The 9,530-nt window shown below is 73.3% G+C and carries 9 protein-coding genes; all 9 read left to right on the top strand.

Features of this window, described 5'->3' with window-relative positions:
* The first annotated feature begins 24 nt into the window (after positions 1-24).
* The 9 genes from ABD52_RS34015 to ABD52_RS33975 are packed head-to-tail and all read left to right on the top strand — an operon-like array spanning position 25 to position 9,507.
* On the top strand, positions 25-465 hold the full coding sequence (locus ABD52_RS34015) for a beta-ketoacyl synthase chain length factor (protein ID WP_235437643.1): 441 nt from the start codon (positions 25-27) through the stop codon (positions 463-465).
* On the top strand, positions 462-2,081 hold the full coding sequence (locus ABD52_RS34010) for a class I adenylate-forming enzyme family protein (RefSeq protein ID WP_047894436.1): 1,620 nt from the start codon (positions 462-464) through the stop codon (positions 2,079-2,081). The genes ABD52_RS34015 and ABD52_RS34010 overlap by 4 nt, the downstream gene beginning before the upstream one ends.
* The gene (locus ABD52_RS34005; protein WP_047894435.1) at positions 2,078-3,340 is read left to right on the top strand and encodes a beta-ketoacyl synthase; all 1,263 of its coding nucleotides are present in this window, start codon (positions 2,078-2,080) and stop codon (positions 3,338-3,340) included. The genes ABD52_RS34010 and ABD52_RS34005 overlap by 4 nt, the downstream gene beginning before the upstream one ends.
* Positions 3,341-3,400: 60 nt before the next feature.
* Positions 3,401-4,501: a 4-hydroxyphenylpyruvate dioxygenase gene (gene hppD, locus ABD52_RS34000; protein ID WP_013476571.1), complete on the top strand. Its 1,101-nt coding sequence runs from the start codon at positions 3,401-3,403 to the stop codon at positions 4,499-4,501.
* Positions 4,498-5,421, top strand: a complete 924-nt coding sequence (locus tag ABD52_RS33995) for a phytanoyl-CoA dioxygenase family protein (protein ID WP_047894434.1) — start codon at positions 4,498-4,500, stop codon at positions 5,419-5,421. The genes hppD and ABD52_RS33995 overlap by 4 nt, the downstream gene beginning before the upstream one ends.
* 2 nt (positions 5,422-5,423) lie before the next feature.
* On the top strand, positions 5,424-6,221 hold the full coding sequence (locus tag ABD52_RS33990) for a DUF3050 domain-containing protein (RefSeq protein WP_013286631.1): 798 nt from the start codon (positions 5,424-5,426) through the stop codon (positions 6,219-6,221).
* Entirely contained in the window at positions 6,218-7,189 is a 972-nt protein-coding gene (locus ABD52_RS33985) for a thiamine pyrophosphate-dependent dehydrogenase E1 component subunit alpha (protein WP_047894433.1), read from the top strand. The genes ABD52_RS33990 and ABD52_RS33985 overlap by 4 nt, the downstream gene beginning before the upstream one ends.
* Positions 7,189-8,154, top strand: a complete 966-nt coding sequence (locus ABD52_RS33980; RefSeq protein WP_030268688.1) for an alpha-ketoacid dehydrogenase subunit beta — start codon at positions 7,189-7,191, stop codon at positions 8,152-8,154. Before ABD52_RS33985 ends, ABD52_RS33980 begins: the two co-directional genes overlap by 1 nt.
* Before the next feature lie 3 nt (positions 8,155-8,157).
* Positions 8,158-9,507, top strand: coding sequence for a hypothetical protein (locus tag ABD52_RS33975; RefSeq protein WP_047894432.1), 1,350 nt, complete (start codon positions 8,158-8,160; stop codon positions 9,505-9,507).
* Positions 9,508-9,530 lie beyond the last annotated feature (23 nt).

The raw sequence follows: 9,530 nt of genomic DNA, 5'->3' as shown, positions 1-9,530 counted from the left end.
GACGGGGACGGGGGGCCGGCCGGGGTGCCGGGGTTCGTGCACTCGCCGTTCGCGCCGCTGGTGGCCGCGGTGGCGCAGCGCTGCCTCGCGCGGCGGTACGGCACCGGGCCGCTGCCGCCGGGCAACCGGACGGCTGTGGTGCTGGTCAGCGCCGGTGGGGACACCGCCGGGGCGGCGCACGTACGCGCCACTGTGGCCGCGGGCGGGCGGATCGGGCCGCTGTTCTTCTTCCAGTCGGTGCCGAACAGCGTGGCCGGGCACGTCGCGGCGCGCTGGGGACTGGACGGGCCGGTGGTGTGCCTGAGCCCGACCGGCGACGCGCGGGCCGAGGGGGAGGCCGAGGCGGACCTGCTGCTGTACGACGGCGACGCCGCACAGGCGTTGCTGATCCTGATCGAACTGGCACCGGACGGTACGCCGGGCGAGGCGACCGCGGTGCTGCTGGGGGAGGGAACACGTCAATGAGGACGAAGGGACTACGCGGCGCGCTCGCGGCCGACGCCGAGCTGGGCGCGGGCAACGTGCTCGCCCGGGTGCTGGCCCACGGCGCCGACCCGGACGGGCCGGGGCTCACGTTCGACACCGAGACCGACGGCCACCCGGCCGAGACCCCGCTGACCCTGGGCCGGCTCGACCGGATGGTCGCCGCCCGGGCGGCGTGGCTGCACGAACGCGGGGTGAAACCCCGCGACCCGGTCGCGGTCTGGGCCGGCACCGCCGCCGACATGGTGTTGTCGTTCCTGGCGCTGACCCGCCTCGGCGCCATCCCGGCGCTGATGAACGGCAGGCTGCGTCCCGAGATCGCCGCCGAGTACATCCGCCGGCTGCGCGCCGCCGGGGTGCTCGCCGACGCCGCGCACGCCGAGGCGCTGGCCGGGCACGACCTGGGCGCGCCGATGCTCGGCGAGCCCGCGCAGGCCGGCACCGGCGACCCCGACACGGCACCCGCGCACTACCGGCACCACCCGGACGACCCGATCGTGATCACCCACACCTCCGGCACCACGGGCGTGCCGAAGGCGGTGCTGCACTCGCACGCCAGCCTGTTCGCCGCCACCCGTCACCTGCTGTCCATGCCGCAGGCGCAGGGCACCACACGCATCCTCAACGCGCTGCCGGCCCCGCACACCGCCACAGTGCTCATGGTCAACCAGGCGCTCGGCAACCGGGCGGAGATGTTCCTGCTCTCCGACCAGGGCGGCGAGCGGGTGCTGGACGCGATCCAGCGGTGGCGCCCGGACGGCGTGTTCGGCTTCTCGGTCACCTGGGCCGAGCTGGCCCGCTTCGACCTGTCCGGCTACGACCTGGACTCGGTGCGGCTGTGGTTCAACACCGGCGACTGCTCGCACGAGCCGCACGTACGGCGGCTGGTCGCTGTCGGCTCCCGTGACGTGGTGACGCGTGGCGGCGTGACCCGGGTACCCGGGTCGGTGTTCATCGACGGGCTCGGCTCCAGCGAGATGGGCCACTCGATGTTCCACATCACCCACACCACCGACACCGACCGGTACGGCCGCTGCGTGGGCCGCCCGTACCGGTTCGCCAAGGTCGCCGTGCTCGACGCCGACGGCAACGAGCTGCCGCCCGGGCAGGTCGGCTGGCTCGGCATCGACTCGCCGTCGCTGTTCCGCGGCTACTGGAACGACTCGGTCACCACGTACCGGTTCCGGCTGCGCGGCTGGTACCTCACCGGCGACCTGGTGTACGCCGACGAGGACGGCCGCTACTACCACCTGGACCGGGCGGTCGACTCGGTCGAGGCAGGCAACGGGAAGCGGTTCTTCACCGCGCTGTCCGAGGAACGCATCCTCGCCGCCTGCCCCGACGTCACCGACTGCACTGTGGTGATCGTCAAGGCGGACGACGGCACAGTCACCACCGACGTGCTGCTGGAGCTGGCCGCCGGCGCCGACCCGGAGGCGGACCGCACCGAGCGCATCCGTACCGCGCTCGGCCCGGACGTGGCAGCCACGCTGCGCCGGATCGTCCCGGTACGCGCCGACGACATCCCGGTCACCGTCACCGGCAAGGTGCGCAAGGTGGCGCTGCGCGAGCGCTACCTGACCGAGGCGCCGTCGTGACCGCCGTCATCACCGGCATGGGCCTGTTCACCCCGGCCGGGCGCGGCGTGGCGGACACGTTCGACGCGCTGATCACCGGCCGGTCCGGGCTGCGCCGCCCGCCCGAGGGACACCCGGCGGCGGGCAGCCTGGAGGTGGCCGGGGTGCTGCCGGACATCGACCCGCGCAGCGTCGCCTCCGGACCGGAGACGAAGGTGCTCGACCGGGTGGTGCTGCTCGCCCTGATCACCGCCGCCGAGGCGCTCGCCGACGCCGGCATCGAGGTGGGCCGCGACGTCGACCCGGAGCGCATCGCGGTGATCGTCGGCGGCGTGGGCGGCATGTCCACGCTGGAGGGCCAGGTGCTGGCGCGGGCCGCCCGGGGCCGGGCGGCGGTCAGCCCGTACCTGCTCACCGGCATCCTGCCGAACATGCCATCGGCGCGGATCGCCATCGCGCACGGCATCCGCGGCTACAGCTCGTCGGTCGGCACGGCCTGCGCGTCCGGCGCCCAGGCCGTCGCCGACGGGGTACGCCTCATCCGCTCCGGCGAGGCCGACGTGGTGGTGTGCGGGGCGAGCGAGGCACCGCTGTTCGGCACGTTCGCCGACACGTTCGGCAACGCCCGGGCGCTGGCCCGGGGCTGGGACGAACCGACCGAGGCGAGCCGCCCGTTCGACAAGCGGCGCAACGGTTTCGTGCTGGCCGAGGGCGCGGCGCTGCTGGTGCTGGAGCGCGCCGGGCACGCCGAGGGCCGGGGTGTGCGCGGCTACGCCGAGGTCGCCGGTTTCGGGGCGAACACCGACGCGTACCACCCGACCGCGCCGCGGCCGGACGGCGCCGGAGCGGCGGCGTGCATGCGCCGCGCGCTGGCGGCCGGCGGGATCGGGCCTGCCGACGTCGGGTACGTCAACGCGCACGGCACCGGCACCAAGCTCGGTGACGTCGCCGAGACGACCGCGCTGGCCGAGGTGTTCGGCACCGGAGGTGTGCCGGTCAGCTCCACCAAGGCGCTCACCGGGCACCTGCTCGGCGCGTCAGGGGTGCTGGAGGCCGCGGCCACCGCGCTGGCGCTCGACAGTGGCCTGCTGCCACCCACCTACCACCTGGACGACCCGGACCCGGAGTGCGAGGCGGACCACGTCCGCGCCGTGCCCCGGCCCACCCGGGCCGGCCACGCGCTGACGAACTCGTTCGGGTTCGGCGGCCAGAACGTCAGTCTGCTCCTGCGCCGGCTCTCCGGGCCGGCCCGCCGGGCCGCCACCCCGGCCGCGGGCTGACCGGACTCCAGTCCCGGGCGTCCGTCCGGGTCGCGATCACGGGGGGAACAGGGGAAGCCCATGACCATCAACGGGATAGATCATCTCGAACTGTACGTGGGGGACGCCCGGCAGGCGGCCTTCTACTTCGACAACGCGGTCGGTTTCCGGCTGTGCGGGCAGGGCGGTCCGGAGACCGGGCTGGACGGGCAGCGCTCCCTGCTGCTGGCCCAGGCCGGCATCCGGCTGCTGCTGACCACCGGACTGTCCGCCGAGCACCCGGCTGCCACGTACGTGCACCGGCACGGCGACGGCATCGCCGTGGTGGCGCTCGCCGTGGACGACGCCGCCGGGGCGTACGCCGAGCTGGTGGACCGCGGCGCGACGGCGCTGAGCCCGCCGCGCACCTTCACCGGCGCGGACGCCGAGGTGGTGGTGGCCGAGGTCGGCGGCTTCGGCGACGTGGTGCACCGCCTCGTCGAACGGCGCGGCGACCCAGGCGTGTTCCTGCCCGGCGCGATCGAGCCGGTGACCGCGCCCGACGGCACGGACACGCTGCTCGCCGAGGTGGACCACCTGGCGATCTGCGTGCCGCCGGGGCAGCTCGACGAGACCGTCGCGCACTACGAGAAGGTGTTCGGCTTCGCCGACATCTTCACCGAGCACATCGAGGTCGCCGGCCAGGCGATGAACTCCAAGGTGGTGCAGAGCCCGTCCGGGACTGTCACCTTCGTGCTGCTGGAGCCGGACACCGGCGCCCGGCCGGGGCAGATCGAGGACTTCCTGCGCTGGCACGCCGGGGCCGGGGTGCAGCACCTGGGCCTGCGCACCGACGACATCGTCACCGCCGTGGGCGCGCTCGCCGGGCGCGGGGTGCGGTTCGCCAGCACGCCCGGCGCCTACTACGACGGGCTGGAGCAGCGGGTCGGCCGGCTGGACGCGCCGGTGGACCGGCTGCGCGAGCTGAGCATCCTGGTCGACTCCGACCACGACGGGCAACTGCTGCAGATCTTCACCGAGTCGATGCACGTGCGCCGCACGCTCTTCCTCGAACTCATCGAGCGGCGCGGGGCGCGCACCTTCGGCAGCGGCAACATCAAGGCGCTCTACGAAGCGAAGGAACGCGAGCTGGCCGCGGCGGGGGCGACCCCCGGCGTCGCGGCCGGAGGGGCTGGGGCATGACCACCATCGATCCCGGGCTGACCGCCGAGGAGGAGGCGCTGCTTCCCTCCGACGAGGACGTCCGGCACTACGCCGAGCACGGCTGGTACCTGTCGAAGAAGCTGCTCACCGACGACGAGGTGGACGAACTCGTCGCCGCCACCGACAGCTACTACGCCGGGGACCGTGACCGCCGCCTGCCGGTACGTCCGCCGAAGCTGGCCTACTGGGAGCCCTCCAAGGGTGACGTGCAGCGGCACAACGACTACGTCCACCACGAGCACGACGGCATCGCCCGCATCCTGCGCAAGCCGCTGATCGGTGCGGTCGCCGCCCGGCTGGCCCGCGCCGCCGAGATCCGGATCTTCCAGTCCACGCTGATCTGGAAGCCGCCGATCGCCGGCGAGCCGTCGAACATCGTGCCCTGGCACTTCGACAAGCACTACTGGGCGTCCTCGTCGTCGGAGAACATGCTCACCGCGTTCATCCCCTTCCACGACTGTGGTGAGGAGATGGGCACCATCACCATGGTCGACGGCTCCCACCGCTGGCGGGAGATCGGCGCCGACGACACGGTGGTGCGGCACTTCGCCGACCGGGACCGCGACCAGCTCGAGGTGATGCTCGCCGAGAACGCGGCGTACAACGGCGCGCAGATCCGCAAGATCCCCATGGTGATCCCCAAGGGACACATGAGTTTCCACCACTGCCGCACCTACCACGGCAGCGGTGCGAACGTCAGCGGCCGGCCCCGCCGGGCCGTCTCGCTGCACCTGCAGGACGGCGACAACGCCTGGCGGGAGTATCCGCTCTCCGACGGCACGCTCGCCGCGTACAACCACGACGTGCTGGTCCGCCGCACCCACGAGGGCCGGCCGGACTACGCGGACCCCGATTACTGCCCGGTCATCTGGCGCGACCGCGCCCAGCAGGGAGGCTGACAATGTCACGGTACGACTGGGGTAAGACGCACCCGGGCATCGAGCGGCTGGAGCGGGCGGTGACCGAGCGCCGCGACGTGGTGGTCAAGCACCCCCTCTACGCCAACCTCGACACCCACGACGCGCTCGTCACGTTCATGGAGCACCACGTCTTCGCCGTCTGGGACTTCATGTCCCTGCTGAAGTCGTTGCAGCGGCAGCTCACCTGCGTCACGGTGCCGTGGATCCCGACCGGCCCGACCGGCAGCCGCCGCCTCATCAACGACATCGTCATGGTCGAGGAGAGCGACGAGCTGGGCGACGGCTACATCAGCCACTTCGAGCTGTACGTGCAGGGCATGACCGAGGCCGGCGCCGACACCACAGCCGTGAACAAGCTCGTCGATCTGCTGCGCGACGGCACCCCGGTCACCGAGGCGCTCGGTGCCGCCGGCGTCCCCGCGGCGTCCGCCGCGTTCGCCGGCACCACCTGGCGCATCATCGAGACCACCCCTGTGCACTGCCAGGCCGCGGCGTTCGCGTTCGGCCGCGAGGACCTCATCCCCGAGATGTTCACCCAGGTCGTCGCCGTCAACGAGCGCAGCAACCGGCTCAACAAGTTCGTCGACTACCTGGAGCGGCACATCGAGGTCGACGGCGAGCAGCACACCCCGATGGCCATGCAGATGCTGGCCGACCTGTGCGGCGACGACGACACCAAGTGGCAGGAGTGCGCCGACACGGTGAACGCCGCGCTCGCCGCCCGCGCCCGCCTCTGGGACGACATCCTCGCCGCCGTCAAGGAGGGCCGTCCGGCGTGACCGGCTCCGACCCGCTCCGGCTCTACCGGACGGTCCGGCTGATCCGCCGCTTCGAGGAACGCGCGATCGAGCTGGTCCGCGCCGGGGAGATCGTCGGCGGCATCCACCCGTACCTCGGTCAGGAGGGGATCGCCGCCGGCGTCTGCGCGGCGCTGGACCGCGAGGACCTGGTCACCGGCACCCACCGCGGGCACGGGCACGTGCTCGCAAAGGGTGCCGACCCGGCCCGGATGCTGGCCGAACTGTGCGGCCGGGTCACCGGGCTCAACCGGGGCCGGGGCGGGTCGATGCACGCCGCCGACTTCGGCGTCGGCGTCCTCGGCGCCAACGCCATCGTCGGGGCCGCCGGGGCGATCCTCACCGGAGCGGTGTGGGAGCGCCGGCGGCGTGGCGCCGACATCGTCGGCGCCACCTTCTTCGGCGACGGCGCGGTCAACGAGGGCATGCTCCTGGAGGCGTTCAACCTGGCCGCGCTCTGGCGGATACCGGTGCTGTTCGTCTGCGAGAACAACGGCTACGCCACCACCATGCCGGTCGACGGCGCGGTCGCCGGCACCATCGCCGGGCGGGCCGCCGCCTTCGGCATGCCGGCGGCCGTCGTCGACGGGCAGGACCCCGAGGCGGTACGCGAGGTCACCGCCGCCGCCGTCGCGCGGATGCGCGCCGGCGGCGGACCCGAGCTGGTCGAGGCCCGCACCTACCGCTTCGACGCCCACCACACCTTCGAACATCAGGTACGCCTCGACTACCGGCCGCCGGAGGAGGTGGCCGAGGGCCGGTCCCGCGATCCGGTGGACATCGCCGGAGCACGGCTCGACCCGGCGGTGCGGGCCGAGGTGGACGCCGCCGTCGAGGCGGAACTGGACGCCGCCGTCGACTTCGCGCTCGCCGGGCCGCACCCCGACCCGGCGACCGCCCTGGACCACCTGTACGCCAGCGGGCTCACCGCCCGGACCGGAGGTGGCTGATGCCCCGGCTCTCCTACCGCAGGGCGCTCACCCGGGCGCTCGCCGACGAGATGACCCGCGACGATTCGGTCGTGGTGCTCGGCGAGGACATCCGGGTGGCCGCCGCGAACGTCACCACCGGCCTGCTGAAGAAGTTCGGCCCGGAACGGGTCCGCGACACCCCCCTGTCCGAGCAGGCGTTCACCAGCTTCGCCACCGGCGCGGCGCTGGCCGGGGCCCGCCCGGTGGTGGAGTTCCAGATCCCGTCGCTGTTGTTCCTGGTCTTCGAGCAGATCGTCAACCACGCGCACAAGTTCCCGCTCATGACCGGCGGCCAGTGCGCGGTGCCGGTCACCTACGTGGTGCCCGGCTCCGGCTCCCGCACCGGCTGGGCCGGGCAGCACTCCGACCACCCGTACGCGTTGTTCGCCCACGTCGGGGTGACCACAGTCGTACCGGCCACCCCGGCCGACGCGTACGGGCTGCTGGTCTCCGCGATCCGCTGCGACGACCCGGTGGTGGTCTTCGCCCCGGCGGGCGCCCTGGACCTGCGCGCCGACGTCACCGACCTGGTGCCCGTGCCGCTGGGCCGGGGGATCGTCCGCCGCGCCGGCACCGACGTGACAGTGGTGGCGGTCGGGCACCTGGTGCACGACGCGCTCGCCGTCGCCGAGGAGCTCGCCGGCCAGGCGTCGGTGGAGGTCTTCGACCCCCGCACGCTCTACCCGTTCGACTGGGACGGGCTGGTCGAGTCGGTGAGCCGCACCGGGCGGCTGGTGGTCGTCGACGACGGCAACCGCTCCTGCGGCATCGCCGGGGAGATCATCGCCACGGTGGTCGAGCGGGTCCGGCTGGCCGCGCCACCCCGCCGGGTCACCCGCCCCGACGGCGCGGTGCTGCCCTTCGCGCCCGCCCTGGACCGGGCCGTGCAGCCCGGCCGCGACCAGCTCACCGCCGCCATCCAACTGACCCTCAAGGACGGATGAACGATGGACCCGAACTACACGTGGCCGCCGCTCGGCCAGGCGTGGACCGACCTGCCCGAGTCCACCCGTACCGCGATGGTGACCACCGGCGCCGTGGCCTGGGAGAAGATCTTCCACGGCCGGGCCACGTACAACAAGCAGTGGCGGCTGGCCCGCCCGCCCGTGTTCACCGCCGACGCGTTCCGCGAGCTGAACGAGGTCTGCGACCGCATCGCCCAGCTCATCCTGGAGGCCTGCCGGCGCCGCGCCCGCACCGCCGGTGAGCTGCGCCTGCTGCTCGACGTGCCGGACGGCGAGACCCGGCTGCTCGACCCGGACGAGGAACTGCACGAGGGGCTGCTCGCCGCGTACCGGCCGGACGTGCTGTTCTCCGGCGGCGTGCCGTGCATCGTCGAGTACAACATCGACAGCAGCCTCGGCGGCGGCTTCGACGCCGACACCGTGATCCAGCGGTACGCCGAGCTGTACCGTACCCATGACCTGCTCGACGGCACCCGGCCCGCGCCGTCCCTGCTGGACCAGCGGTTCGTGGCCATCCGGGACACGCTCGGCCTGCCCGACGGTGCCCGGGTGGCGCTGCTGATGGACTTCGACGCCGACTACCCGGGGCTGGACGACCCGGAGACGTTCATCCGGATCCTGGCCCCGCTGATCGACCAGGCCCGCCCGTTCGGCATCGACCTGGTCATCGCCCCGGTCGCCACCGCCACCCTGGACGGGCAGAACCGGCTGGTCGTCGGCGGCGCCCCGGTGGACGCCCTGTTCCGGCTGTTCGTGCCCAACCGGGTCACCCCCAGCGCCGGGCTGGACGCGGTGGCCGGTGCGCTCGCCGCCGGCACGCTGCCGATGTTCGTCAGCAGCGCCGCCTGGCTGCTCAGCAACAAGCTGAACTACGCCTGGCTCTGGGACGACCTGGACCTGCTGCCGGAGGACGACCGGACGCTGATCCGCCGGTACGTGCCGCACACCGTGGCGCTCACCGCCGACCAGCTCGACCGGGCGCTCGCCGAACAGGCCGACCTGGTCGCCAAGCCGGCCGGCGGATCAGCCGGGCACGGCGTGCTGATCGGCCGGGAGATGACGGCTGTGGCGTGGGCGGACGGGGTACGCGCTGCGATCGCGGAGGGCGGCAACATCCTTCAGCGCTACCACGAGGCGGACCGGGTGACGATGGACTTCGTGCAGATCGAGACCGGTGAGACGGTCACCGCCGACGTCCCGTACAGCCTCGCCCCGTACCTGTTCGACCGCACAGGTTCGGGCGCGCTGGCGCGGGTGGGCTACCCGGGGTGCGACGAGGTCCTCAACCTGGCGAGAGGCGTCCTCCTGACCGGCATCCTGCTGACGGACTGACCCGCTCCATCCCCGTCCACCCC

Source organism: Micromonospora sp. RV43 (genome assembly GCF_001029515.1).
Taxonomy (GTDB): domain Bacteria; phylum Actinomycetota; class Actinomycetes; order Mycobacteriales; family Micromonosporaceae; genus Micromonospora; species Micromonospora aurantiaca.
Note: the sequence above shows the minus strand (reverse complement) of the source record. Positions and strands in the feature narration are given on the sequence as shown.

What these genes read in the sequence shown, in the direction of transcription:
- ABD52_RS33975 (WP_047894432.1), top strand. Translation starts at nt 8,158, where the DNA reads ATGGACCCGAACTACACGTGGCCGCCGCTCGGCCAGGCGTGGACCGAC.
- ABD52_RS34010 (WP_047894436.1), top strand. Translation starts at nt 462, where the DNA reads ATGAGGACGAAGGGACTACGCGGCGCGCTCGCGGCCGACGCCGAGCTG.
- hppD (WP_013476571.1), top strand. Translation starts at nt 3,401, where the DNA reads ATGACCATCAACGGGATAGATCATCTCGAACTGTACGTGGGGGACGCC.
- ABD52_RS33980 (WP_030268688.1), top strand. Translation starts at nt 7,189, where the DNA reads ATGCCCCGGCTCTCCTACCGCAGGGCGCTCACCCGGGCGCTCGCCGAC.
- ABD52_RS33990 (WP_013286631.1), top strand. Translation starts at nt 5,424, where the DNA reads ATGTCACGGTACGACTGGGGTAAGACGCACCCGGGCATCGAGCGGCTG.
- ABD52_RS33995 (WP_047894434.1), top strand. Translation starts at nt 4,498, where the DNA reads ATGACCACCATCGATCCCGGGCTGACCGCCGAGGAGGAGGCGCTGCTT.